General features: G+C 57.9%; 27 protein-coding genes. 12 read left to right on the top strand and 15 right to left on the bottom strand.

What is annotated here, in order from left to right; translation table 11 throughout:
- Positions 1–8: 8 nt before the first annotated feature.
- Genes WA922_RS05860 through fmt form a run of 3 tightly spaced genes read right to left on the bottom strand, consistent with a single transcriptional unit; the run spans position 9 to position 2,793 of the window.
- Positions 9–1,121 carry a zinc-binding dehydrogenase gene (locus WA922_RS05860; RefSeq protein ID WP_424770754.1) on the bottom strand — a complete coding sequence of 371 codons (1,113 nt, stop codon included), beginning with the start codon at positions 1,119–1,121 and terminating at the stop codon, positions 9–11.
- On the bottom strand, positions 1,118–1,891 hold the full coding sequence (gene truA / locus WA922_RS05855) for a tRNA pseudouridine(38-40) synthase TruA (RefSeq protein WP_424770753.1): 774 nt from the start codon (positions 1,889–1,891) through the stop codon (positions 1,118–1,120). The genes WA922_RS05860 and truA overlap by 4 nt, the downstream gene beginning before the upstream one ends.
- The gene (gene fmt / locus WA922_RS05850) at positions 1,888–2,793 is read right to left on the bottom strand and encodes a methionyl-tRNA formyltransferase (RefSeq protein WP_424770752.1); all 906 of its coding nucleotides are present in this window, start codon (positions 2,791–2,793) and stop codon (positions 1,888–1,890) included. Before fmt ends, truA begins: the two co-directional genes overlap by 4 nt.
- 53 nt (positions 2,794–2,846) lie before the next feature.
- Here fmt and recR point away from each other — a divergent pair, with 53 nt between their 5' ends.
- The 3 genes from recR to WA922_RS05835 all read left to right on the top strand — a co-directional run bounded on the left by recR (position 2,847) and on the right by WA922_RS05835 (position 5,823).
- Positions 2,847–3,443, top strand: coding sequence for a recombination mediator RecR (gene recR / locus WA922_RS05845; RefSeq protein WP_424770751.1), 597 nt, complete (start codon positions 2,847–2,849; stop codon positions 3,441–3,443).
- Positions 3,444–3,588: 145 nt separating this feature from the next.
- Positions 3,589–4,167 (top strand): peptide deformylase, encoded by a 579-nt coding sequence (gene def, locus WA922_RS05840; RefSeq protein ID WP_424770750.1) that lies wholly within the window; start codon positions 3,589–3,591, stop codon positions 4,165–4,167.
- Between the two features lie 207 nt (positions 4,168–4,374).
- A complete protein-coding gene (locus tag WA922_RS05835) occupies positions 4,375–5,823 on the top strand; it encodes a DNA recombination protein RmuC (protein WP_424770749.1) in 1,449 nt (482 codons plus the stop codon).
- On the opposite strand, the gene WA922_RS05830 is transcribed toward WA922_RS05835, so the two are convergent.
- From WA922_RS05830 to WA922_RS05800, 7 genes are all read right to left on the bottom strand, one after another.
- Positions 5,796–6,653, bottom strand: coding sequence for a TrmH family RNA methyltransferase (locus WA922_RS05830; RefSeq protein ID WP_424770748.1), 858 nt, complete (start codon positions 6,651–6,653; stop codon positions 5,796–5,798). The genes WA922_RS05835 and WA922_RS05830 overlap by 28 nt on opposite strands.
- A complete protein-coding gene (locus WA922_RS05825) occupies positions 6,653–6,931 on the bottom strand; it encodes an HPr family phosphocarrier protein (RefSeq protein WP_424770747.1) in 279 nt (92 codons plus the stop codon). The genes WA922_RS05830 and WA922_RS05825 overlap by 1 nt, the downstream gene beginning before the upstream one ends.
- A 12-nt stretch (positions 6,932–6,943) precedes the next feature.
- Positions 6,944–7,357: a PTS sugar transporter subunit IIA gene (locus WA922_RS05820; RefSeq protein WP_424770746.1), complete on the bottom strand. Its 414-nt coding sequence runs from the start codon at positions 7,355–7,357 to the stop codon at positions 6,944–6,946.
- 61 nt (positions 7,358–7,418) lie between these two features.
- Positions 7,419–8,345 (bottom strand): RNase adapter RapZ, encoded by a 927-nt coding sequence (gene rapZ, locus WA922_RS05815; protein ID WP_424770745.1) that lies wholly within the window; start codon positions 8,343–8,345, stop codon positions 7,419–7,421.
- A 121-nt stretch (positions 8,346–8,466) separates the two neighbouring features.
- Positions 8,467–8,895 (bottom strand): HPr kinase/phosphorylase, encoded by a 429-nt coding sequence (locus tag WA922_RS05810; RefSeq protein ID WP_424770744.1) that lies wholly within the window; start codon positions 8,893–8,895, stop codon positions 8,467–8,469.
- The gene (locus WA922_RS05805; protein WP_424770743.1) at positions 8,895–10,493 is read right to left on the bottom strand and encodes an ATP-binding protein; all 1,599 of its coding nucleotides are present in this window, start codon (positions 10,491–10,493) and stop codon (positions 8,895–8,897) included. Before WA922_RS05805 ends, WA922_RS05810 begins: the two co-directional genes overlap by 1 nt.
- Entirely contained in the window at positions 10,486–11,262 is a 777-nt protein-coding gene (locus WA922_RS05800) for a response regulator transcription factor (protein ID WP_424770742.1), read from the bottom strand. Before WA922_RS05800 ends, WA922_RS05805 begins: the two co-directional genes overlap by 8 nt.
- Before the next feature lie 202 nt (positions 11,263–11,464).
- On the opposite strand from WA922_RS05800, the gene WA922_RS05795 reads away from it, so the two are divergent.
- The 3 genes from WA922_RS05795 to WA922_RS05785 all read left to right on the top strand — a co-directional run bounded on the left by WA922_RS05795 (position 11,465) and on the right by WA922_RS05785 (position 14,634).
- Positions 11,465–13,075: a phosphoenolpyruvate carboxykinase gene (locus WA922_RS05795; RefSeq protein WP_424770741.1), complete on the top strand. Its 1,611-nt coding sequence runs from the start codon at positions 11,465–11,467 to the stop codon at positions 13,073–13,075.
- Positions 13,076–13,262: 187 nt separating this feature from the next.
- Positions 13,263–13,583 carry a hypothetical protein gene (locus tag WA922_RS05790; RefSeq protein WP_424770740.1) on the top strand — a complete coding sequence of 107 codons (321 nt, stop codon included), beginning with the start codon at positions 13,263–13,265 and terminating at the stop codon, positions 13,581–13,583.
- A gap of 472 nt (positions 13,584–14,055) precedes the next feature.
- Positions 14,056–14,634, top strand: a complete 579-nt coding sequence (locus tag WA922_RS05785; RefSeq protein ID WP_424770739.1) for a phosphoribosyl-AMP cyclohydrolase — start codon at positions 14,056–14,058, stop codon at positions 14,632–14,634.
- A gap of 134 nt (positions 14,635–14,768) precedes the next feature.
- Here WA922_RS05785 and WA922_RS05780 read toward each other — a convergent pair whose 3' ends face one another.
- Complete coding sequence (locus WA922_RS05780) at positions 14,769–16,391, bottom strand: DNA methyltransferase (RefSeq protein ID WP_424770738.1); 1,623 nt, start codon at positions 16,389–16,391, stop codon at positions 14,769–14,771.
- 205 nt (positions 16,392–16,596) lie between these two features.
- Here WA922_RS05780 and WA922_RS05775 point away from each other — a divergent pair, with 205 nt between their 5' ends.
- Complete coding sequence (locus tag WA922_RS05775) at positions 16,597–16,830, top strand: hypothetical protein (protein ID WP_424770737.1); 234 nt, start codon at positions 16,597–16,599, stop codon at positions 16,828–16,830.
- Positions 16,831–16,882: 52 nt separating this feature from the next.
- On the opposite strand, the gene WA922_RS05770 is transcribed toward WA922_RS05775, so the two are convergent.
- Together WA922_RS05770 and WA922_RS05765 are read right to left on the bottom strand one after the other, a co-directional pair.
- Entirely contained in the window at positions 16,883–17,590 is a 708-nt protein-coding gene (locus tag WA922_RS05770; RefSeq protein WP_424770736.1) for a TonB family protein, read from the bottom strand.
- 148 nt (positions 17,591–17,738) lie between these two features.
- Positions 17,739–18,395 (bottom strand): alpha/beta hydrolase, encoded by a 657-nt coding sequence (locus WA922_RS05765; protein WP_424770735.1) that lies wholly within the window; start codon positions 18,393–18,395, stop codon positions 17,739–17,741.
- Positions 18,396–18,518: 123 nt separating this feature from the next.
- Here WA922_RS05765 and WA922_RS05760 point away from each other — a divergent pair, with 123 nt between their 5' ends.
- The 5 genes from WA922_RS05760 to WA922_RS05740 all read left to right on the top strand — a co-directional run bounded on the left by WA922_RS05760 (position 18,519) and on the right by WA922_RS05740 (position 23,945).
- On the top strand, positions 18,519–19,565 hold the full coding sequence (locus WA922_RS05760) for a cysteine desulfurase family protein (protein WP_424770997.1): 1,047 nt from the start codon (positions 18,519–18,521) through the stop codon (positions 19,563–19,565).
- 698 nt (positions 19,566–20,263) lie between these two features.
- Positions 20,264–20,704, top strand: a complete 441-nt coding sequence (locus WA922_RS05755) for a hypothetical protein (RefSeq protein WP_424770734.1) — start codon at positions 20,264–20,266, stop codon at positions 20,702–20,704.
- A gap of 134 nt (positions 20,705–20,838) precedes the next feature.
- On the top strand, positions 20,839–21,987 hold the full coding sequence (locus tag WA922_RS05750; protein ID WP_424770733.1) for a hypothetical protein: 1,149 nt from the start codon (positions 20,839–20,841) through the stop codon (positions 21,985–21,987).
- A 534-nt stretch (positions 21,988–22,521) separates the two neighbouring features.
- Complete coding sequence (locus tag WA922_RS05745; protein WP_424770732.1) at positions 22,522–23,616, top strand: cysteine desulfurase family protein; 1,095 nt, start codon at positions 22,522–22,524, stop codon at positions 23,614–23,616.
- Positions 23,616–23,945, top strand: a complete 330-nt coding sequence (locus WA922_RS05740) for a 2Fe-2S iron-sulfur cluster-binding protein (RefSeq protein ID WP_424770731.1) — start codon at positions 23,616–23,618, stop codon at positions 23,943–23,945. The genes WA922_RS05745 and WA922_RS05740 overlap by 1 nt, the downstream gene beginning before the upstream one ends.
- 74 nt (positions 23,946–24,019) lie before the next feature.
- Here the strand turns inward: WA922_RS05740 and WA922_RS05735 are convergent, their stop codons facing one another.
- Both WA922_RS05735 and WA922_RS05730 read right to left on the bottom strand, forming a co-directional pair.
- The gene (locus WA922_RS05735) at positions 24,020–24,931 is read right to left on the bottom strand and encodes a DUF4349 domain-containing protein (RefSeq protein ID WP_424770730.1); all 912 of its coding nucleotides are present in this window, start codon (positions 24,929–24,931) and stop codon (positions 24,020–24,022) included.
- 155 nt (positions 24,932–25,086) lie between these two features.
- Positions 25,087–25,626: a type 1 glutamine amidotransferase domain-containing protein gene (locus tag WA922_RS05730; protein WP_424770729.1), complete on the bottom strand. Its 540-nt coding sequence runs from the start codon at positions 25,624–25,626 to the stop codon at positions 25,087–25,089.
- Positions 25,627–25,813: the final 187 nt, after the last annotated feature.

Below are 25,813 nucleotides of genomic sequence, written 5' to 3'. Positions count from 1 at the left end.
TACGCAGCTCAGCCATGCGGCGTGACAAGATATTTCTCGCCGGTTTTCATCGCCCGGTAATCCAGCGCGGCGTCTTTTTCCAGCATCTGTTCCAGATTGACATGGGCTTTATACGTGCTGGCGAATGTCGTTTTCATATTGGTCAATACGCGCATGCGCATACGGACCACGGTTTCCATCCCCGCTTTGGCAAGGAACGGGGTCAGCAGCCAGCCCGATACGGTCCATTGCAGGCCGTATGACGGGGTCAGGATTGTCGGGCCCAGATCCAGCCGGCCATACATATACATCTTCTTATCCTGATCAGAGCCATAGCGCGAAAATTCGGTCATTTTCCTCGCTGCAACCTGTTCCATCGCTTTCAGAACCGCATCGGTCATTTTCCCGCCGCCAATCGGATCAAAACCGAGATAGGCGTCCGTCGCATCAATCGCGCCGCGCAATTGGTCCATGAAATCATCATCGGATGAATTTACCACATATTCTGCGCCTTGTGATTTGAGCAGATCGGCGTGGTCCTGTTTGCGGACGATATTGACCAGCTTCATCCCGTCTTCCTGACAGATGCGATTCAGCATTTGACCCAGGTTGGATGCCGCCGCCAGATGGATAATCGCATTGTGCCCTTCCATTCTGGCGGTTTCGACAAAGCCCAGCGCCGTCATCGGGTTGACGAATGCCGATGCGCCATCGACAGAGGAAATCTCGCCCAGCGGCATGCACATGGCGGCGGGCGCGATCGCATATTCGCTAAAGGCATTGCCCGGCACGCAGGCGACCCGCTGGCCGACCAATGCCTGTGCGGCAGGGTCTTCACCTGCGGCGATGACAGTACCCGCACCTTCATTGCCCACCGGCAGACGCTGGCCGTGGCGCCCCTTGGAACCCGATAGAAACGGTTCCGGCATCTGCGCGACGATCTTGCCAGGTGAATAGTCCGCATTTTCCAGATCGGCGGCGCTGAACAGCAATGCGAGGTCCGACGGATTGATCGGGGCCGCTTCCATTTTGACGAGCACTTGTGCGCCCGTCGGTTCGGGGAAAGTCGCCTCACCCACTTCGACGGTCAAGCTGCCGCCCGCATCGAGCGTGGTGAAAATCTGTTTGCCGGTCGTCGTCATTGGGTACTCTCCTGTGATTGATGTTCCGTTTCTGGATATGATGCTTTCACGAAGTAGAGGCCGTGGGGCGGTGCATTCAACCCCAAAGCCTGCCTATCTTTTGCCTCCAGCGCGGCGGATATGCGCGCATTGTCCCACCGGCCCATGCCGACATAGGCGAGGCAGCCGACCATCGAGCGAACCTGATGATGGAGGAAACTGCGTGCCTCTGCCTTCACGTAAATCCATTCATCATTGCGGCGTACATCCAGCAGATCGAGTGTTTTGACCGGGCTTTGTGACTGGCAATTGACCGAGCGGAAAGTGGTGAAATCATGCAATCCGGTCAGCAATTGCGCTGCATCGTGCATCGCGGCTGCGTCCAGTTCCTGCGGGATTTGCCACGCCTTGCCGCGATCGAATGTCAGCGGCGCGCGCCGGTTGCAGATTTTGTAAAGATAACTGCGCGCGGTGCAATCGAACCGCGCATGCCAGTCATCGGGCTTCATTTCGATCTGCGTTACGGCAATCGGATGCGGACGCAGACAGGCATTGATCGCCTCGCGCATGCGGAACAGCGACAGGTGCGTTTCCAGATCGATATGCGATACCATGCCGCACGCATGGACGCCCGCATCGGTGCGGCCCGCCGATTGCATCCGCACCTGTTGGCCGGAAAATTCCTGCACGGCGTCTTCCACCGCCTGCTGCACGCTGGGGCCATGATCCTGACGTTGCAGGCCCATGAAAGGTCCGCCATCAAATTCAAGAGTCAGCGCGTAGCGGGTCACGCGAGCCTGGTCCCCCTTGGCACCTTTGTGCCGCGCAGAAAACTGTCCAGTGCCATTGCCGGCTTGCCCGCGCGCTGGACCATGACGGGCCGGACCGCGCCGGTCGCGCAGGCGATGGTCAGCCTGTCATCCAGCGTCTCCCCAGCATTGCCCGAACCCTCTGCAATGTTCGCTTTCAAAACCTTGATCCGTTCGCCGTTCAGTTCAAACCACGCGCCGGGAAAGGGCGCAAGGGCGCGGATTGTGCGTTCGATCACTGCGGCATGGCCGGTCCAGTCGATCCGCGCCTCTGCCTTATCGATTTTCGCGGCGTGCGTTGCCTCGCTTTCATCCTGCGCCACCGGGATGTGATTGGGCAATTGGCGCAGGGTCTCTGCCATTAACCGCCCGCCCAATTCGGCCAGTTCCGCAGTCAGTTCGCCAGTGGTCTTATCCTCTATCGGGGTGCGGATGGTGGCCAGCATGGGGCCGGTATCTAGGCCCGCTTCCATCTGCATGATGGTAACCCCGGTCACCGCATCGCCCGCCATAATCGCGCGGTGGATGGGGGCGGCCCCGCGCCAGCGCGGGAGGATGGAGGCATGGACATTAAGGCAGCCCTGCTTTGGCGCATCCAGCACCGCGCGCGGCAGGATCAGGCCATAGGCAGCCACCACCGCAACATCGGCCTCCAGCGCGGCAAACTCTTGCTGAGCTTCGGGCTTTTTCAATGATACGGGGTGGCGCACTTCCAGCCCCAGCGCCTCGGCCCGGTGATGAACGGCGGATCGTTGCAGCTTCTTACCGCGTCCGGCGGGGCGGGGCGGCTGGGTATAGACTGCCGCGATATCGTGCCCTGCCTCATACACAGCGTTGAGCGTCGGCACCGCAAAGTCGGGCGTTCCCATGAAAATGATGCGCATAGCGGGGTCTGCTGGCCTTCCTATCGAGCTGCAAGCGCCCTATCTTGCCCGGCATGGCATCGCAAGAGATCGAAACACTGGCATCGGCATTGGCGCGGCTTCCCGGCCTTGGCCCGCGATCTGCGCGCCGCGCCGTGCTGTGGTTGGTCAAACGCCGCGATAATGCGCTGGGCCCGCTGGTCGATGCGCTGGAGGCGGTGCGCGACCGGCTGGTGGAATGCCGCATTTGCAGCAATGTCGATACGCAAAACCCCTGCGGCATTTGCGCCGATCCGCGCCGTGACCAGAAATCGATCTGCGTGGTGGAGGATGTGGCTGACCTGTGGGCGCTCGACCGCGCAAAACTGTTTACCGGGCGCTATCACGTGCTGGGCGGGAAACTGTCGGCGATGGACGGCATACGGCCCGAAGATCTGAATATCGCCGCTTTGCTGGACCGCGTTGCGGGCGGCGGCACGGACGAAATTGTGCTGGCGATGAATGCCACATTGGAGGGGCAGACCACCGCGCATTATATCGCCGAGCGGCTGGAAGATTTTCCCGTGCGGATTACCCAGCTGGCGCATGGCTTGCCGGTGGGCGGCGAACTGGATTATCTCGATGAGGGCACATTGGCGCAGGCGCTGCGTGCGCGTCGACCGGTTGATTAACCACTCCACTGCTGCTGTACACCCACCCCTTATCCCCTCCCTCAAGGGAGGGGCAGTGAGACGTGTTGAGCAACGCGAAACCAGTCGCAACGGGGTGGGTTTCCAAACCGTTGTAATTCGCACACCAAGGGGCTAAATACTCCGCATGGCTATCCGTGAAATTCTTGAAGTGCCGGACCCCCGGCTAAAAACCGTTTCGACCCCTGTGACCGAGTTCGATGATGAGCTCAAAACACTGGTCGAGGATATGTATGACACCATGTATGACGCGCCGGGCATTGGCCTTGCCGCGATCCAGGTGGGTGTGCCCAAGCGGGTGCTGGTGATCGATCTTCAGCCAGAAGATACCGATGCAGAGCCCGAAGAATGCGGCCATGACCACGGTGACGGGCAGCATTCCCACAAGCATTATCCGCTGAAAAAAGAACCACGCACTTTCATCAATCCGGAAATTCTTGATCCGGCGGAAGAGCTGGCGACCTATCAGGAGGGCTGCCTGTCAGTCCCCGAAATTTACGCCGATGTGGACCGCCCGGCGACCTGCCGCGTGCGCTATCAGGATCTTGATGGCACCACGCATGAGGAAGATTTGGACGGGCTGATGGCAACCTGCATCCAGCACGAAATGGATCATCTGGAAGGCATTTTGTTCATCGATCACCTCAGCCGCTTAAAGAAGCAAATGGCGCTGAAGAAACTGGGCAAGCTGCGTAAGGCGGCTTGAGGCCTACTCAGCAAGCCCAAACCCCATCATTGCAAGCCGAATCCTCGTCATTCGCGCGGAAGCGGGAACCCAGAGTAACCAATCGCTGTGACATCCTAGAATGTCTTTCGGACAGCTTCGCTTTCCCACTTTCCTGGGAATGACGAATTTGTGTGAGTATCGCAGAGAGGCACTGGCGTTCCCCGTCCGTTCCGCTTATCACACGGTATGGATACTACAGTTCTGACAATCATCATCCTGCTCATTGGCCTTGCTTTAGGTGGAGGGGCGGGCTGGTATTTCGGCTCGCGCCCGGTCGCCGATTGGAAATCACGTTTTGCAGAGCGCGATGCGGCGGCGAAAGACGCGAGCGATACGGTTGCGCGGTTGGCGCCTGAACTCGCGACCATGAGCGACCGTGCGGCGCGGGCGGATGATCTGGCCGCAAAGCTGGATATGGCGCGCGATGAAAATGCGGCGTTCAAAGCAGAGCGGGCCGGTTTTGCCGAGCAGAAAAAGCTGCTCGAGGAAAGCCGCGAAAAGCTACTCAAAGAATTTGAAAACACCGGCGCGCAAGTGCTTGGAAAAGCGCAAGAAGCTTTCCTGCGGCGCGCAGATGAACGCTTCAAGCAATCCGAAGAAACCGGCGAACAGAGGATCAAGGCTTTGCTGGAACCCGTCGGCCAGCGGCTCAAAAATTATGAAGAACAAGTCGCCACATTGGAAGCCAAGCGGGTCGATGCGTTCGGCCAGCTGACCGGCCTGATCGACAATATGCAGAAGGGCCAGGAGGAAGTCCGGCGCGAGGCGCAGCGGCTCGGAAATTCGCTCACCAATGCGCCAAAAGCGCGTGGGCGCTGGGGCGAGCGTGCCTTGCAGAATGTGCTGGAGCAATGCGGCCTGTCGCAGCATACTGATTTCAATCTTGAACAGTCGATCAATACCGCGGATGGCCGGCTGCGCCCTGATGCGATTGTAAATGTGCCAGGCCAGAAGAAGCTGATTATCGACGCGAAAGTATCGCTCAATGCCTATCAGCAGGCGTTTGAAGCGGATGATGATGATGCGCGCAAACTGTCGCTTTCCGCGCACGCGAAATCAATGCGCAATCATGTCCAGCAATTGGGCGCAAAAAGCTATCAAAGCCAGTTCGATGAAGCGCCCGATTATGTGGTGATGTTTGTCCCGGGCGAGCATTTTATCGCCGCTGCGCTGGAGGCTGATCCTGATCTGTGGGACTTTGCCTTCCAGAACGGCGTCTTGCTTGCCTCACCCACCAATCTGGTCGCCATCGCGCGGACTATCGCGCAGGTCTGGCGGCAGGATCAGCTCGCCGATGAAGCCCGCGAAATCGGTAAGGCGGGGGCGGAACTCTACAGCAGGCTGGAGACAGCTTCTTCCCACTTGAAACGAGTCGGCTCCGGCCTCGAAACGGCAGTTGGCAATTACAACAAATTTGTCGGTAGTTTTGAACGCAATGTGCTGTCTTCAGGCAAGCGGCTCGCGGAAAAGGGCATCGAAGTCGGCAAGCGCGAGATTGAAGAGGTGCCGTTGGTGGAGTCCGCTCCGCGATACACTGCGGCGGATGTTCAGGCTGACGAAGCTGCGGCGCTTCCCAATCCATCGAACCCCGATCCATCGAACCCCGATCAATCGAAAGACGCCAAAACCTCATAAGCGAGCACGGCACCGGCAACGGCCGCGTTCAGGCTGTCTGCGCGGCCTTTCATCGGCATGGTAACGCGCAGATCGCACGCATCCTCATATTCCGCTGGTAATCCGCGCGATTCGTTGCCGATCAGTATGAAGCACGGCGCAGAGTAGGGCGCACCGCGATAATCCACTGCATCGCGCAGACTTGCGGCGACCAGTTGTCCGGGCAATTGACCGGGCAATTGCCCTGGCTCGCTGCGCAGCCAGCCGGAAAATTCGTCCCATCCAGCCATCGCGATTTGCTGCGTAAACACCGCGCCCATGCTGGCCCGTACCGCTTCGACGCTGAACGGATCGGCGCAGTCATCAATCAGGATCAATCCGCCTGCGCCCACCGCGTCACATGTGCGCAGCATCGTGCCCAGATTGCCCGGATCGCGCAGAGCCTGCGCCGCCATCCAGATATCGCCTCGCGACCGGTCGAGAGAGCCGAGAGAAGTGTCAAATTCGGCAAACATACCGACCACCGTTTGCGCATTATCCTTGCCGGTAATCTTGGTCAGAATATCCGCGGTGGTATCGATGATCTGGCCACCGCAGGACAAGACGGCTTCTTCCAGCTGAGCCAGCAACGGATGCGGATCGCGCTGGGCCGCCATCACCAGCAGCTCTGGAATGCGCCCGGATATGCGGGCATCGGTCAGCAGACGTAAGCCCTCAGCGAGAAACTTGCCCTCGCGCTTGCGGTGTTTTTTATCGCGCAGGCTGCGCAGAAATTTGACCGTGGGGTTGGAAAAGCCGGTAATCTCACGGCGGCCCGATTGGCCGGGCGGATCGCCCGTTTCAAACGCCATTATTCTTCGCCGAAACCATCGCCGATCATGGCTGCCAATGGTTCGATAACGCGATCGGCATCGGGCCCCGATACCGTCAGAACAATGGTATCACCCTTGGCCGCGCCCAGCATCATGAGGCCCAAAATCGATCCGCCAGCGGCGTGATTGTCGCCCTTGGCAATGGTGACGGAAACATCGCCTGGCAATTGGGCCACGGCACCAACAAATTTGGCACTGGCGCGGGCATGCAATCCGCGCTGGTTCACAATCACCAGTTCGCGCTTCGCCTCATGCATGGCGCACTCCGATCATTTCGCGCCGCCATCATGGCCCAGAAATTCCGAGGCGACAGTAATGTAATTCTGCCCTGCATCGCGCGCGGCAATAACCGCTGTGCCGATATCGTTTTTCTTGCGCGCTTCGGCCAGGCGGATCAGCATGGGCAGATTGATCCCGGCGATCACTTCCACCTTGCCGGTTTGCAGAAGAGAAATCGCCAGATTGGAAGGCGTGCCGCCAAACAGATCGGTCAGGATAATGACGCCCGTACCATCATCGACAGCGGCCACAGAACGGGCGATGTCGGCGCGCCGTTGTTCCATATCATCATGCGGGCCGATGCAGATTGTGGCGATCGCGCCCTGCTGACCCACGACATGTTCCATCGCGGACACGAATTCTACGGCAAGGTTGCCGTGGGTTACCAGTATCATCCCGATCATGGCGACAGCACCTGTCGCAAACTGGCTGCGCAGTAAAGCAAAACCGGCACAGACAAAATGATCACCTGGTGCGGCCTTCGATCTCGTCTGCTGCGCGCGATGCCAGATTGCGGTGAATGACTGTGGGGTCAAATCCTGCGTCTGTCAGTGCTGCTGCCATCTGTGCAGTCATATAGACGGACCGGTGCCGCCCGCCGGTACAGCCGAAGGCAATATTGACGTAGCTTTTCCCCTGCGCGGCGTAACGCGGCAGCAGGGTCAGCAACAGCTCGCGTATCTGGCCAAATACCTCATTAAAAGCGGGGTCCTGCCGGATGTGCGCCCCGACCGGCTCATCCAGCCCGGTTTGCTCGCGCAATTCCTCAATCCAGTGGGGATTGTCGAGGAACCGCATATCAAATACCAGATCGGCCAGGGGCGGCGTGCCGCGGGCAAAACCGAAACTGGAAATAATGACGGACATTTTCTGCGGGGCGCTGCCGGAAAACCGTTCGCGGATGGCCTGCTGCAACTGGTTACTGGCAAATTCGGTCGTATCCACCACCGCATCGGCCCAGCGGCGCAGCGGTTCGAGCAGTTCACGTTCCGCCTGAATTCCGATATGAACGGGGCGCCCGCTGGCCATCGGGTGGCGGCGACGGGTTTCATTATAGCGCCGTTCCAACTCGCCGCTGGCACAATCGAGAAACAGCGTGGTGACAATCAGATCATCGCGGGCAGTCAGGCCCTTTACCGTTGCGATAATATCATCGGGCACAAATCCGCGTGTGCGCGAATCAAATCCGATTGCCAGCGAGGAATGCTGCCCGCCATGCGCATTTTGATCCACCAGACCGCTCAGCAGCCGGATCGGAAAATTATCGATCGCTTCCCAGCCCAGATCCTCCAGTACGCGCAGGGCCGTGGTCTTGCCCGCGCCGGACAGGCCGGTGACCAGCACGATACGTTGCTTTTCAGGGGGTGAGGGAATGTTCGAATCGTCCGCCATGCACGGCAGTGTGTGCGCGCTATTGCAGATGATGGAAAGGCCCTAGGGTCAGAACCCATCGTTTTGCGCGCCTGCAGGATCAATCGGTCCTGACCCTATTTGCGCGCCTGCAGGCCAGCCATCATCGCGCCGGGGCCGCGCCATATTGGCGCAGGGCGAATTCCGCTCTGACCGGATCGGCTACACCGGTCAGGGTAAAATCAATCCGGGCGATCTGGTGGCCGAGGATGCGGATCATCTGCGCCTGTTCAATAAATCGCGGCGCGGTGTCGGTGATGGTCAGCACCAATGCAACCGGCGCAGCGCATGCCGGCAGAGAGACGATTGCGACATTGCGCATCTCGATGAGGCCCCGGGTCGCCGACGGGGGAGAGGCAAGCAGAACGCCGCCCCGATCGCTTAACGCAACCCCGTCATCGCCGATCAGAACGCCGCCGCGATCAATCAACTGGATCGCCAGCCCGGTTTTTCCGCAACCCGGCGGCCCTTCAATCAGAACCGCGCGGCCATCAATCGCAACCGCAGTGGCCTGGCGCAATATCTCTGCCATCAGACGCCATCGGGACCGGCGCGGGGCAATCGCATCAGCAAGCACGCACCCGGTGTTCCATCGGCCTTGTCGATAGCGGCCAGAGTACCCTCATGTGCATCGACAATGGTCTGCGCGATCGCGAGGCCCAGACCGCTGTGATTGCCAAAATCCTCGCCTTCGGGGCGGTCGCTATGGAACCGCCGGAAAATTTTCTCTCGCGATTCTGCGGGAATGCCTTGCCCCTCATCGGTGACGGACAGAGAGACGCAGCTGTCATCGATGGCGATATGCGCTTTGATAATTCCTTCGGGCGGGGAGAATGATACCGCATTATCGAGCAGGTTTTCGATCACCCGTTCCAGCCGCACCGGCACACCCATGACTATCGCTTTGCCCAGGGGATGCGTCAGCTCGACGCGTAATTCGCCATTCTCCGCGCGGTATTGCCGCCGGTCAATGATGCCTTTGGTGAGAACGGTCAGGTCGATCTGTTCAAAGACTGCCCGCGATAGTTCTGCATCGATCCGGCTGGCATCGGCAATTTCGGTGATCAAACGGTCAAGCCGCCGCACATCATGCGATGCAATGTCCGTCAGCTGGCGGCGCAGTTCGGGGTCATCCACCCGGGCAAGCGATTCGATTGCGCTGCGCAGGCTGGCGAGCGGGTTCTTGATTTCATGCGCCACATCGGCGGCAAAATGTTCCACCGCATCAATCCGCTCGCGCAGCGCCTCTGTCATATCGGATATGGCGCGCGCGAGCAGGCCGATTTCGTCGCGGCGGTCGGGCAGGCGAGGCACTTCCACGCCGCGCTCCCGCCCCAGACGCACCCGGATGGCGGCTTTGGACAATGATTGCAGCGGCACGACGATGGTCCGCGCCATATAGAGCGATAGCAGGATCGATGCGGTCAGCGCGATCAGAACCGAAACACCCAGCGTCGTGCGCGCGCTGCGCACCGCTTCGGTGATATCAACCGCGTTGCGGGTGGTCAGCAACGTCGCCCCGACCAGCCCGACCGGCGCCGCAGCGGTGATGACGGGGGTGCCATCGGGCCAATCGCGCAATTGTATCTGGCTCACCCCTTCCTCGCGTGCGCGGACGAGTTCGGGCCAGGCATCGGCGATATCGGCCTCAGGCTCGATATAGTCGGGCACCGGCTTGGCCGCGACAACGGTATCGACAATCTTGTCGAGCGTTTGGGCAAAATCCTGTTGCCAATTATCGGCCGAGGTATCGGCAAAGCTGAAGGATGGTTCAGCCAGAGCAAAGCTATCGGCCCACAGCCGGCCTTCCGCATCGAACATGCGCAGCCGCATGCGCTGTTCCTTGCCAATCTGGATTAGCAAGGCCTCCTGCCGCTCGCGCGTTGCTCCTGCCAAGGCTTCGGCTGTAATCTGCGCCTCGATACGCGCCAACTTGTACCGCTCGTCCAGCAATTGCGCGCGGTAGCCATCAAGGTAGAAAATGCCCCCGCCCAGAAATGCGAGAGGGAGCAGGTTCACCGCCAGAATACGCGCGGTGAGCGAGATGCTGCGCGCCCAGTTGAACCGCTGGATCCCGGCATCGATGCTCGGCGATAATTTGCGCGGGAAGGAAGGCGTCTTATCAGCCATCGGTGAAGCTGTATCCGGCACCGTAAAGCGTTTCGATCGAATCGAATTTCTTGTCCACCGCGCGGAATTTTCGCCGCATGCGTTTTATGTGGCTGTCGACCGTTCGGTCATCCACGAAGATATCGTCGGGATAGGCTGCATCCATCAGTAAATTACGCGATTTGATTACGCCGGGCCGCGCTGCCAGTGCTTCCAGAATGAGAAACTCTGTCACGGTCAGGGAAACGGGCTTGCCGTCCCATATCACATGATGGCGCGCCGGATCCATTTCGAGCCGGCCCCTGACCAATGTCTGCGGCGCCGGGCCGGGCAGTGCCTCCAGCGCCGGTGCCGGGCGACCCGAACGTGCATCGCTGCGCCGCAGAATGGCGCGGATGCGGGCAAGCAGCAGCCGCAGGCTGAACGGCTTAGCAATGTAATCGTCCGCGCCCTGTTCAAGGCCCGCCTCCTCATCCTGCTCGTCATCCTTGCTGGTCAGGAAAATCACCGGCAAAGCTGAATGCTGGCGCAGGTTGTGAAGCAGTTCCATACCGTCCATTTTGGGCATCTTGATATCGAACACGGCCAGGTCAGGCGGATTTTCCAGCAACGCGCCCAGCGCGGCCTCCCCATCGGAATAGACGCGCGTGACATAGCCTTCCGCCTGCAGGGCGATGGATACGGTCGTCAGGATATTGCGGTCATCATCGACCAAAGCAATGACCCGCCCGGTGGTTACCGGACTGTCCTGCGCGGCGGTATCGGATGGCGGGTTGGGCGATTCTGGCATGGTGTCTCCGCGCGTCTTATGGCGCGGCATGGCCGATATGCCAATAAGGCTGCTTTTCCGCATCAGGTGCCGCAGCGGTTTGACCTATTGGCAGGGGCACACTATGCGCTTGCCAAATGATCTGCATTCGTATGCAGACGAGTCGATGACGCCGTAAACCGGCACAATTGCCGGGCCCCCTCAACCGGTGCAGGAGACATGTGTGATTGCCCCCCTAGCCAAATCGCTTTCCAGCCAGAATATCCACACCGATGCCGTGATCCATCCCAATCTGGGGACCCCGCAACTGGTGGAGCAGGCACTGGCCAATGGCGAGGGGCGTCTGGCCAGACATGGGCCGCTGGTGGTGGAAACCGGCGCGCATACGGGCCGCTCTGCCAAAGACAAATTCATCGTGCGCGATGAAACGACCGAAGACACCGTGTGGTGGGGCAAAGTCAACGCATCCATGACGCCAGGCCATTTTGCCAATCTGAAAGAGGATTTTCTGGCGGCGCTGGGCACGAAAGACACGCTGTATGTGGCTGATCTGTTTGGCGGATCGCAGCCCGAACACCGCGTCAATGTCCGCGTGATCAACGAACTTGCCTGGCACAATCTGTTTATCCGCACTCTGCTGGTTCGCCCGACTGCGCAGGAACTGGCGGATTTTGCGCCTGAATATACCATTATCGACCTGCCGAGCTTCCGCGCCGACCCGGAGCGTCATGGCACCCGCAGCGCAACCGTTGTCGCGGTGAATCTGACCGAAAAACTGGTTCTGATCGGCGGCACCAAATATGCTGGCGAAATGAAGAAAAGCGTGTTCGGCATTCTCAATTATCTGCTGCCCGCCAAGGGGGTCATGCCGATGCATTGTTCCAGCAATATCGGGCCGGATGGCAAGACGGCGGTGTTTTTTGGTCTGTCGGGCACGGGCAAGACGACTTTGTCGGCCGATGCCAGCCGCACGCTGATTGGTGATGACGAGCATGGCTGGTCAGATACGGCGGTCTTTAACTTCGAAGGCGGATGTTACGCCAAGATGATCCGCCTGTCGCAGGAGGCAGAGCCGGAAATCTACGCCACCACCAGAAAATTCGGTACGGTGCTGGAAAATGTGGTGATGGACCCGGTAACGCGCGAGCTTGATTTTGATGACAATACGCTGGCGGAAAATACGCGCGGTGCCTATCCGATTGAATCGATCCCCAACACATCGGCAGATAATCTGGGGCCGGTACCCAGCAACGTAATTATGCTGACGGCGGATGCGTTTGGTGTTTTGCCGCCGATTGCACGGCTGACACCCGATCAGGCGATGTATCATTTCCTGTCCGGCTATACTGCCAAGGTCGCCGGTACGGAAATCGGCGTGACCGAGCCGGAAGCGACATTCAGCACCTGTTTCGGCGCTCCGTTTATGCCGCGCCACCCCAGTGTTTACGGCAATCTGTTGAAAGAACGCATTGCCCAGGGCGGCGTGGCGTGCTGGCTGGTCAATACTGGCTGGACCGGGGGTAAATATGGCACCGGCAGCCGCATGCCGATCAAGGCCACGCGCGCGCTGCTGAATGCCGCGCTCGATGGCTCGCTGAATGATGGCGCGTTCCGCAAGGATCCGAATTTTGGCTTTGATGTTCCGGCCGGGGTGCCGAGCCTGGAGGCTGCGGGTATCGACAGCGCCATTCTCGACCCGCGTTCGACGTGGGCGGATGCAGCCGAGTATGACCGGACCGCGCACAGGCTGGTCCAGCTTTTCGTCGATAATTTTGCCGAATTTGAAGCGCATGTCGATGCCGGTGTCAGAGAGGCTGCCCCGACCGCCGCCTGACTATCAGCCTGATTGCCAGATCGTTGGCCAGATCGATAGCCAGTCTGGGTGGGGCCTGGGGGGCTCCGCCAGTTGACAGGATTTTACCGGATAAAGAGACGTCTCTCTGCCTCAAATGCGGATAGGGGCTGTATCTTTGGCAATCCGGCATTAGGGTGGCATCTGACCATCGATAGAGGAGAGTAGCATGAGTGTGTTTGACAGCATTCTGGGCCAGGTTACCGACAACCCCACTGTGAAAAACATGGCTGACACGCTTGGGATCGATCCTGCCGAAGCGGCCAGGGCTGTAGCCGCGTTGGGTGAAGCGCATCAGGAAGATGGCGATACGGTTGCAAGCGCGGCCAGCAAAACAGGGATGAGCACGGACCTGATCCGCCAGATCAGGGAACAGATTGGCGGCGAAGGGTCGCTTGGAAAATTTGCTGCGATGATCGACAAGGATGGCGATGGCAATCCGCTCAACGAATTGGCCGATATGGCCAAAGGACTGTTCGGCAAAAAATAGCCGGTGGACCAGCTTGATCGGAGCTGGCCGGGTGCGGCGGCGGGCGCAGCGTTTCAGGATCAATCGCTACCGGCGCGATCTTCCGCCAAAGGTCAGGCGGCACGGCACGAGATGAGGAGCGGCGGCGGGATATGGTCCCGCCGCCGTTTGTGCGAAGCCCCGGCCCTTTTATGCAGAGCCTGATACAATGGCGATCGGACAGGCCTTCATGCCTTGCGGGCATAGCCGTGACGCGCATTTTGGCTGTCGCCCGCGTTTTTGCCGGCACCCGCGTCTCGCTAAGCGGGCTTCGGGGCGGTGTTCGACTTTCCACGCGATAGATGGAACCTATCTTGGCCCTTAGTCATTTCCTATTGGTCTATCCCGCATCGCATCCCATCTGTTGCAGGAAGGGCTAGCGGCCTTGCCCGCCATTTTACCGCAGGAAGCGCGCGGGCATATCTGCGCTTAGGCATAATGAAGGATACCAGCTATGACATTCAAGTTTATAATTCTCGCGGCGGCTGCTCCATTCGCTTTGGCAGCCTGCACAGCAGCGGAAACGGACAACGCCAGCAGTGACGCTGCCGCCGCAGAGGCAGGCGCAGCCGCGCCGATCACCGCAGAAGAGGTCGCCGCTGCGCAGGAGGCATGGGGCCAGGGCATTGTCGCAATCGGTAAAGTCTTCACCGAACAGGGCGATGTGAAAGCTGCCGCTGAAAAGCATATTGCCGATTTCTACAATTATGGCGGCGGTGACACGATCCTGTTCAAGCCGACGCTCACCTCTGAAGACCAGTTCCGCGGCACAGCCGATGAGGCTCTGAGTTATTTCATCGGTACCGAGGGTACAGAGGATAAAGGCTTCGCGATCAAGCCGTGGACCGCAGTGCGCTGGGAAAATGAAGGCACCGTCACCGATGGCGACAGCGCGATGGCAATGGGCAATTATTATTTCACCGACACCGATGGCAACGAAACCAAGGTGGAATATACCTTCGGCTATGTGCGCGGTGACGATGGTGCGTTAAAGATCAATCTGCACCACAGTTCAGTGCCCTATTCAGGCTAGGGCAGGGGTCCGGAGACGGACCGCGCCTGCAATACAACACGCAAAACGCGGCGGTTCATGAGCGGAGCGCCGCGTTTTTTTGCGGCTGGTGCGGGGTAGGGCGAGGGCTCGCCGCCGCGCGCAGGATCCGCAGGCTAGAGCAGTTTGGGCGACTTTTTCTCGTCCACTTCGCGCCTTGCGGATTTCAGCATGGCGGCATCGACCCACGGGATATCGGGTTTCTTGCCCTGAAACAATTCGGCCAAGGTAAGGATTTGCAGCCGCGCTGATGTGCGGCCGGTTATGGGATGTTGATATCGGCCCACAGCGGCGGCTTCTTTTTCCATCGGGCCGGTCGGCAGGACGGCAGTTATGAACACGCCAAAAACCGCGCCCTCGCGCTCCATCGCGCTGTGCAGGTCGCGGATCATGGTGACCGAGACATTCTGGCCGCCCTTGACCGAGACGATGGCTTTTTCGGTTTTCTTGCCGTCGGGCTTGAAATAGATCAGCCCGTCTATCCCGCCATCGGCACCCTTTTTCTTACCGCCATAAGGGAGCGCATCGACCATGCTGACCGCCCACCACTGGAACTGGTATTTGTCGCGGCGTGCCAGATCCATCGCGGATTGCAGATCCTGCGGGCGGCCTTCAACGTTGAAAGCAATACCGGGGAAGGCATCTTTCATGCGTTTTTCAATCAACGTGATGGCAAGATGTGTAACGTCAATGCCAATCCATTGGCGGCCCAGTTTCTGCGCCGCATGAACCGCAGTGCCGCATCCGCAAAACGGATCGAGCACCACATCGCCTTCATTGGAGGAGGCGGCGATAATGCGTTCAAGCAATGCCAGCGGCTTTTGTGTGGGGTAGCCGAGACGTTCTTGGGCGCGGGAATTGATAGGAGGAATATCATCCCAAAGCGTCTGCATTGGTTGGCCCGGATGGTCGTCAAGGTAGAGTTTCAACCGAATACGACCGCCTTCCTTCTTTGGAAAATAAAGTCGACCTTCCTTGTCATACTGCTCCATTTTTTTCCTGGTGCATGTCCAGCCGTTAGGGTGTGGCTGATATGTTTTACCGTTCGATGCTTTGTATTCGTAGTGCAAATTAGGCCGCATGCCGGGGTTGCGCATGTCACGGGTTGTGTAGAGTCTTCCGTCTCCGTCGTCGAAGGTGTATTTTTCGCTTACATTCTTTTCCGAAAGAGGCTGCATCGGATTATTCCAAATCACTTTAGAGCCTTTGGAATAATAGAAGATTGTGTCGGTGACATCGCCATACCCAGCACTCACATTTCCGTGAGAACTAGTACGCTTCCAAACAATCTCGTTCTTGAAATTCGTCGGCCCAAACACCCCATCCAGCAGCAGCTTGAGATAATGGCTGGCGGTGGGATCGCAGTGGAGATACAGGCTGCCGGTTGGCTTCAGCACGCGGTGCAGTTCGATCAGGCGGATCGCCATCATGGCGAGATAGGCCATCATGTCATTATCGCCCAAAAATGCGCGCATCGACCGGAGCAATTCAAAGGCGTGTGTGTTGCCGCTCCTCATCACCTCGTCAAAGGCATCCTCGGCGGTGTCGTTCCAGTGCCACGTATCCTCAAACGCTTCGATCTGCGCGTCGCTATCCTGCCCTTCGGGTGATTTGAACAGAATGTTGTAATTGGCGTTGGAATTGAACGGCGGGTCGAGATAAATCAGATCGACGCTCTCATCGCCAATATGCCCGCGCAGAACATGCAGATTATCACCGTAATACAGGGCGCGTTTCATAGGTCCTCTTTGGCCCGTAGCCGCGTGCACCGCAAGCCAGAGCGATGCATCCATTCACAGAACGCGGCATCGGCCCTGTTTCTGATGCACGATCCGCCGCACAGGTTGAGCGATCACGCGCATTCAGTCAGCGGCCAAGCATCTGGTCTGGGGGCTGATTATGAAAGCGGTTCAAAACCGGGCCCGTTGCGTCTAACGCGGCACCATGAATATCGTGTTGTCGATTTTGGTTCTGGCCGCATTTGGATTGATGCTGGGCGCGTTTGCATTGTGGAGGCGGGGCGCGCCGGTCAAGCAGGTGCTGCTGATGGTGCTGCTGGCGGTGATCGCGATGATCAATGTCGCGATCTGGACCATACCCGGTGCGGGCGGGGCATCCCCCCTCGATACAATTGAACGGCGCGGAGGCCCGCCTAGACGTTGCGCTGAACACCTTTAGCCAGTCACGACCAGTCAATCACCGCCAGCCAATTACCGCCAGCCAGATGACGTTAATCGGGCAGTTCCCAGCGGATCGAGGCCGTATAGGTGCCTGCCACCCGGTCACCATTGGCATCGCGCGCAGCGGTGAAACGGGCGCGGCGCTGCGTCAACTGGCAGGTGGCAGTATCCAGCACCGCATGGCCCGTGGATGACAGGATCTGGCAATTCGATGCGCGCCCGTTCCTGTCCACCGACAGCCTGAATTTTGCGACGCCGGTATATTCGCGGTTGATCCAGCTGGGCCGGTAATCGGACTGCGTGATCCAGCCGCCGGGCGCATTGCTGGGCTTGGCCGGTATCGGATCAAACGCAGTGGGTGCCGGCGGGGCCGGTGACGGCAGCCCGATCGGCCCTGCGCCGACGGTTCCAGCAGCGACCTCAAGCGTACGGTCAAGCCGCAGGGGTTCGGCTGCCGTGGTCACTTCAGGATCGCCGCGATCCAGCACAATCGGCGGGTCCGGTACATAGATTTCCGGCGCGGCAGTGGGCGGGTTGACGACCCGCTCATCCGGCAATGTCTCTGGTGGAGGGGGCGGCGGAACGGGGAGGGTGACTTCGATATTTTCGCCGATCAGCGGCGTGGCGGGTTCTGCGGGAATAAATTTCGTCGCCAGTCCGGTAACAAGTATCGTCCCGATTGCCGCGTGAATGATAATCACCCCAGCCGCCGCTTTTTTGCGGTCGGCGGGCATCCCTTCGTCGATAAACGCCATCATCTCTCTCCTCAGCTATAATCACCTATTCAAAATATCAGTAGAGGTAATGTTACAACGTTACATGATGTTGACAAGCATTTTCGCGTTGCACATTGCAACTCATTTGTTTAGGCATATAAAACAGGTGGTTAGATAGCGGACTTCATAATCATTTGATCGGGCAGGCCGGGTCCAGGCGGAAATCAAGATAATTATCGACCGATGCCATCAGTTCTTTCTGTTCGTTTTCAAAGAAGTGGTTGGCACGGGCGATTTCCTCGTGATGGATCGTGATATGCTTCTGGGTCCGTAATTTATCGACCAGTTTCTTGACCGCGCTGGGCTGAACGACGGTGTCGGCGGTACCCTGGATGAAAATGCCCGATGCCGGGCACGGGGCCAGAAAGCTGAAATCATACATATTGGCGGGCGGCGCAATCGATATAAAGCCGCGCACTTCGGGGCGGCGCATGAGCAATTGCATGCCGATCAGCGCGCCAAAGGATACCCCGGCCACCCAAGTCGTCTGCGCCTCTGCATGGATCGACTGGACCCAATCGAGCGCGGCTGCTGCATCGCTGAGTTCGCCAATACCATTATCAAAACTGCCCTGGCTGCGCCCCACGCCGCGAAAGTTGAACCGCAGGGTGGCAAACCCGCGATCGGTGAAGGTTTTGAACAGTTTTTGCGTCATCTGTTCGTTCATGGTGCCGCCGCCCTGCGGATGCGGGTGCAGGATCATCGCCACGGGCGCGCGCGGACGCGGTGCGGGGGTATAACGGCCTTCAAGACGGCCTTCTGGACCGGGGAAAATTACGGATGGCATGAAAACAACCTGTCAGATGGGTCGGACACGCGGGTAGCGCGCCGTATTTCGCTGTCTATATAGTGTTACATACGCATTTCGCAATTGCGATAACCATATCAAGAGGCGCCGATCACCGACCGTATCTATCTCGACCATGCTGCAACCACGCCGATCCGGCCCGAAGCTGTGGCCGCGATGGAGCAAGGTTTCGCCATTTGGGCGAACCCCAGCAGCCCGCACGCCGAGGGCCGCAAAGCCAAACAGGCATTGGAAGATGCCCGCGTGCGGGTGAAGCGCGCGCTGGATTGGGACGGCGAAGTTATTTTCACCAGCGGTGCGAGTGAGGCCGCCGCGCTTGCCATCAATCATGTTCAGGCACAGCGCAAAGCCGTGAGTGAAGTCGAGCATGATGCCGTGTTCCTGCCGGGGCTGGAGACTTTTGACGCGATTTTTCCGGTGGACAGCAACGGATCGGTCAGCCGCGGCAATATCCATGAAGCGGTGGGCGCGGCCAGCACCAGCCCTGAGGAGAAAGAGCGGCGCACGCTGATATGTATGCAGCACGTCAATTCTGAAACCGGCGCGGTACTGCAGGGGACCGATGCAGCCGAAATTCTGGCCAGTTATGATGCGGTGACGCTGTCCGATTGTTCACAAAGCGCGGGCAAGCTGGAATTACCGGAAACGGATATGGCGATCGTCTCGGCGCATAAATTGGGCGGACCGATCGGGATCGGAGCATTGCTGGTGCGCGATTACGGGTTGCTGCATCCCGGCGGCGGGCATGAGCGCGGGTATCGGCGCGGGACCGAAAATCTGCCCGCAGCACTAGGATTTGCTGCCGCGCTGGAAAATACTGGCTGGCACACCACATCGGCAAAGCGGGAAGCTTTCTACGACCAGTTTGGCGATGCGCGCCTGAAATTCGGAAAGCAGGTCGATTTTATCGGCGCGCTCACGCACCCCGCAATCAGTGCCCAGGCTTTGCTGATCCGCCTCGATGCGATGGGCATTGCAGTATCGGCAGGCAGCGCGTGTTCGTCTGGCACTCTCAAGAAAAGCCGCGTGCTGGATGCGTTCGGGGTGGATGATGATACCGCCGCACGCACCATCCGCGTCAGTCTGGGCTGGAATACTACGCCTGAGGAACTGGAGACGTTTACTAAGGCGTGGACCAGCCTGTCTTAAACCACACCGTCACGCCGGACCTGATCCGGGGTCCAGCTCTTTTTTGGCGCAGTGTTTCAAGAAAAGCGTGATCCCGGATCAAGTCCGGGATGACGGAAGGCAGATGGTCCGCCATTTTGCCAGCATATGACCTTTTGAGAGTACCAAGCCACTATTCCGCTAACCACCCCAATCCCAGACATTGGATTGCATGACGGGACATGTCTGCTGCGTGTCTAAAGCGGCCATTGGGCTGATGCAATGCGAACGGCTGCTATCGACCCAAAGTCGGTCATTCATATGTCATTTTGTTACTACCAAAAGCCGACGTTCAATCGACTTGCCACCGCCAGATAATCGCGCAGGAGAAAACCTACGCTATTACTGGGCGAAACCTACGACCAGAGCCTTCGCCACGGTTGTGCGGGCCACATGCTAGTGACCAGAGCGCGACCGGCGACTGCTCCATTACGCATGTGGCAAGCTACCGAGCGATGACCGGGGGACGCGAAAACCACCTATGTCGCGATCAGCCGGACGCGGCACTAAGCGGCGATCGACACTGACAGCCGAAACGTCGCCTGATGCAATCAAGATAGCACGCAATGAGCGGCAGACGGCACGAGAGAGGGGGAGCATGAAGATGGGAAGGCCCACGAACGGGCAGCAGATGATGAGTCAGTGTAGGAACAATACCTTAACCCGATTGTTTATTGTGAATGGTCAAAAATACTTCAGGGTTATTCGCTTTTTTGCTGGTAGCTGGATGTTCTGGCCCTGCCGAACGGCAAACGCAAAACATTGCGCTAGAGCCAGACCGATTTGTAAATGTCGTGATCGGGGGAAGCAACTCCCAGCCTGCTCCAGAAGCAATTTCAAGAGGTCAATTTGTGATAGACGGAAACTGCCTTCTTTTTTCCGTGCTTGGCGGCAAACGATATAATGCAATAATTGCTGGTGAAGCATCTATCGATCGCACCTCTGCAGGAGCAAATATCGTCATTCGGGACAAACACGTTGCGATTGGCGAAGAGATAATCGTTGTCGGCGGCGGTTCAGGTGACGTTACGAACTTATCTGTGGAACAGCGGGAGTGTTCCGACTCAGTGCTTATTATTGGAGAGATAATCGATGACGAAAGAAACCCGGATCATAAGTAATCTAGCAGCCGCAATGCTGCTGTCAGCACAAGTGGTTAAGTGCCCAAAGCGCTCCTCCCCTGCCGCCGGAAAACTCGAATGAAGCCGGGACCGGCGAAAATCCTGTCGTAGCGTATATACAAAACGCTTACGGTGTGTCGAAAAAGAAGGCCGAAGAGCGAGTTCAGATTCAAGGCGAAATTGCCGCCCTACTTGAGAACCCGGCTTTTACCTCTGACCCGGATTTTGCTGGCATTGTAGTTGAAAACGAGCCTCAATATCGCATCTTTCTACTATATGACGATAACAGCGCGAAAAGCGATTTATTAAAGCTAGTTCCGTCCACGATGAGGCAATACGTCAAAATCAAGAAAACAAAATTCAATCGCGGACAACGGAAAAGTGGGGAAGATGCGATTAAAAGCGCCCTTAGCACGGCAGGAACTGAGGCGGTCGTAGATTACGACAAAAGGAACGATACTTTTCTGATACAAGCGCCCGGAGCGACTGCCGCTATCGTTTCGGCAGCCATACCAGCCACATTCCGTGGAGATATTGTGGTTGAGAGTTCTCCGTTTCCTATCCCAGAACAGGCATACACCACCGGTGCCACCACGGGAAAGGCCGCCTATGCCGGATATGATCTCCTTCCGTCATGCTCTCTTGCATTTCCCGTAACATATAGTTTTGGCGGACAGAAAAACCGTCAAGGTATTTTATCTGCGGGTCATTGTTTCGAACAGTCTGACGCTGATAAATATCTCGACTGGGGAGGCGGTGTGAGAACAACATTCGAAAGTGCGGTTTGGAAATTGTCGAAAGACAGCATTGATGTGGCATTTCTTGATATTACCGGTATGACGACCGGTTATTGGTTGAACTACTATAACCCAGGCGGGAAAACAGGGGGGCTTGCATCACCACAAGGCTGGCTGCGCACGAAAAATTTCATTCGGCAATCCGCATCATGGATTGGAATGTATGTCTGCAAGCAAGGTAACACCACGGATTTGACCTGTGGAGAGGTTGTTAGCTTAAGCTGGCCCTACACCTACTTCGGGCCAAACGGTCGCTTCGTCAAAGTTTCGAAATCCAAACAAGCAAATATCAGTGCCGGCGGAGACAGCGGTGGCCCTTGGTTCACGTCGACTGTGGTCAGCTCAACAACTGAGGTTTCGGCATTGGGCCTACATGTCATTGGTGATGGTAGCGGCTCGACTGCTTATGCCCTGTATATGCCAATCGACCGCGTTTTCAGCCTTTCAGGCGGTCCCACGAACGTAAAGCTTTTCACAACTCCGTGACGGCGGTTGATTGATAATAGGGTGTCAGAATTGAATGGTTCTGACACCCTAGCATCAATTCAAGTTTTCCGCGCTATCGGGCGTTTTACGAGCACGTGTTGTGAACAAAGCAGATCCGGTAGAAGAGTAGTTTTTTTGACCGGCATATAGATCTACCAGTCGAAATGTTGGTTAGCGTGATCTAGCTAAAGCTGCTCTTTATGTCGGCTCGCCGTAAGCAGACAGTCTGTTTCCGCACCCAAAATCAGACATTCGATATCGTGAAGGGACATGTCTGACGTGGGCTTAATTCTGGAAATTCAAACCGGCGCGCTACCAAATTAAACTATGGCTTTCCTACAGCTGGTTGCGCAGCCTATTACTATATGTAGTCTGCGAGAGGGCACAGCAGCGTAAAGACCCGCGTTTTCCTGTCCGTCCGCATTCGCTACCGTCAATATAGGAGCTTTGAATCAGTAGTTTACCCTTGTTTGTTGAAAGTGACACCGTGTCACCTTTGTCACCTGTTTCGTGGCAGGCCATAAAGGCTGCGTTATGATCTATCTCGATTATCAGGCGACCACTCCGCTCGCTCCCGAAGCGCGCGATGCGATGCTGCGCTGGCTGGACGGGCCGGACGGGCAGGGATTTGGCAATCCGCATAGCGCGCATAAGATGGGCCGCAGTGCCGCCGCCGCTGTAGAACTCGCGCGTGACCGTGTCGCGGCGTTGATGCCGCCGGGCGGGACAGTGGTGTTTACCAGCGGCGCGACCGAGGCGCTCAATATGGTACTGCGAGGCGCATCCGGCGATGTGCTGACATTTGCGACCGAACATTCCGCCGTGCGCGATTGCGCGGCGCCGGTTGAAAAGCGCGGCAGAGGATTTGAAATTCTGCCTGTCAAACCCGATGGCCGGGCTGATTTGAGCGCGCTGCGCGGTGCCGCCACAAAAGATACCGCCATTATCGCGGCGATGATGGTCAATAATGAGATTGGCACGATCAATCCGCTGGGCGATATAGCCACCATTGCGCGCGAGAATGGCGCATTGGTTCTGTGCGATGCAGTGCAAGCCTATGGCCGGATGGAAATTGCCGGGGCATGCGACTTCATCGCCATCTCCGCGCATAAAATCCACGGCCCCAAAGGCATCGGCGCGCTGTGGATGCGTGATGGGCTGGAGATTGATCCGCTGCTTTACGGCGGGGGGCAGGAGGGCGGCGTGCGGTCAGGAACGCTCAGCCCGGCACTGTGTGCAGGGTTTGGCGCGGCGGCCAAGCTGGCGCAGGAACGGATGCAGGATGATGCCGATCATATCGCCGCGCTATGGGTCAGAGCACGCGAGCTGTTTGACGGATGGGAGCTGAACGGTAGCGCCGATGCACGCTGGCAGGGTAATCTCAATATCCGTAAAGACGGGCTCGATGCGGCGCGGTTGATATCCGATGCGCGCAGCGTATGTTTTTCCGCCGGATCGGCCTGCGCCAGCGGATCGGGACGGCCCAGCCATGTGCTCAAAGCCATCGGGCTGGAGGATGCACAGGCCAAGAGCTCGATCCGTCTGGGTTTCGGACGCTATACGGCAATGGAACAGCTGGACAGGGCGGCAAAAGTGATATTGGCCGCAGCCAAAGCGCAGGAGGTGTAATGGTCCGTATTCGTTTCAGGCCGGTCACTGGCGATATGGTGGAATGCGATGCAGCCATCGGCATTTCGCTGCTCGAAGCCGGGCAGGGCGCAGGCATGCCGCTGGAGGGGACGTGCGAAGGGCAGATGGCGTGCTCCACCTGCCATGTCATCGTCGATGCCGACTGGTTTGACCGTTTGCCAGAAGCGAGCGAGGAAGAGGAAGATATGCTCGACCTCGCTTACGGCGTGCAGCGCACCAGTCGCTTGTCCTGCCAGATTGATCTGAGCGAGACGATGGACGGGCTGACCGTGGCGATCCCGAAGGATAGTCAGGATATGTCGCGCTGATCGCGCGGCGCAGAAATGCGGCATGGGAGAGGCGCTGAAATATGCGAGTGGAGCGCCCCTCCAATCCGGTAAGCCTATCCTTCTGCAACCGCCGCTTCGGCTGCGGTCAAACGCCGGTTAATGGTGCGGCCAAGCCAGACGGCAGCACCAATCGGCAGCACCGCCGCGCCGACCATCAGCAGCATCGCAATGACCCAGCCAAAGATCGCACCCATTGAACCAAGTGCCCCCTCGATTGGGTCGGTGAAGGATGATGCCGGGGCATTGGCGGCGGAATATTGGATGTCGAGCGTGCTGAAGGATACGCGTCCCTTCGTTTCGGCCAGCCAGCTTTTCGCCTGGTCAATCTCCTCATTCACCTGGGCGACCTGCCGTTCCGCCGCGATCAGATCCTCCACCGATCCGCGCCGTGTCTTGAGCACTTCGAGCAAGCGGTCGCGCAATTGTGTCTGCGACCGGATGCGTGCCTGCGTATCGACCAGATTTTTCGCAACATCATCAGCTGCGATATTGGCCGATAGCTGCTCCGCGCCGGACGTTTCCGCTTCATCTTCAAGCAATGCACCAACCGCCCGGGCATGCGGGGCGGCCACCGCCAATTGCAAGGTGCCGCGGATGGAATTGTCCTCTGCCCTGCCGTCCACTTCCATACCGATTATCCGGCAGCTGCTTGGCCCTTGCTGTTCACACACATTGGCGTGTTTGCGCATGAGGCCAGGCATGTCAGCGCCAGGTATCTCGTATGAATAGCCATAGCGATACGCCAATTTTGGCATGGATGTAGCGATGGCCGGATCAAACGCTTCGCTTGGCGCCGCCATTTCGGCATCGGCGGGCGCGCTCTGCGGTGCCGCTGCGCCGGGCGTGCTTGTGGTGGCGCTAATGTCTGAGCTGGCCTCTGGGCTGGTCTCGGCATTTTCAGAACATCCAGCAAGCGACAAGCCCAGCAATGCCAGTGCTGCGCCATATTTCCAATGCCCCATCATTCGGGCGCCAGTAGATAATTGCCTCAATGTAGCCTCCTTTTAGCCTTATTTATGCCACAATTGTGCCTTTATCGAATATTGTGTCAAGCTGAAATGAGAAAACCCCCACCCCTAAAAAGAGGTGAGGGTTTCTATCCCATTGAATATAAGAGGATTTATGCGGCTATTTTTTTATCCGCGACCATCATCTCGATCAATGCATCGGTGAAGGCCGGAATATCGTCGGGATTGCGGCTGGTGATCAAATTACCGTCGATCGCCACTTCCTGATCCACCACATTGGCCCCGGCGTTACGCAAATCGGTGCGCAAGGACGGCCAGCTGGTCACGGTCCGGTCCCGCACGATATCGGCCTCTGCGAGAAGCCACGGCGCATGGCAGATCGCTGCAATCGGTTTGCCGCGCATGTTAAAGCTGCGGATCATGTCAATCGCATCGGCATTCATCCGCAGGATATCGGGGTTGATCTGCCCGCCCGGGAGCAGCAATGCGTCATAATCGTCCACGGTGACATTGCCGAAGGTCTTGTCCACGGTGACGCTATCGCCCCAATTATTGTCTTTCCAACCGGTGATCTCACCTTCGTCAATGCTGGCAATGGTCACTGTATGGCCGGCATCTTCCAACTGCTGTTTTGGCTCGGCTAGCTCACTTTGCTCAAATCCATTGGTGGCGATAATAAGTACCTGGGTCATATTTAACTCCTTGTTTGTGTGTTATTTTACCAATGGTCAGCCGGGTCAATCGTTCCAATATTTCTGGACCGACGGATCAGGTGGCGAATTGCCAGCAAGACGGGCAGCGGCTAACGACCCGGTCTGAATTGTGCGAACCGTTCCGGAAAAACCCTGATATCATGCGCGACACTCTCCGTAGCTTTAT

Origin of the sequence: Pontixanthobacter sp. (assembly GCF_049682855.1) — a bacterium.
In the GTDB taxonomy this organism is placed as follows: domain Bacteria; phylum Pseudomonadota; class Alphaproteobacteria; order Sphingomonadales; family Sphingomonadaceae; genus Pontixanthobacter.
The sequence above is the reverse complement of the archived record's forward strand: the minus strand, read 5'-3'. Positions and strand labels throughout refer to the sequence as shown.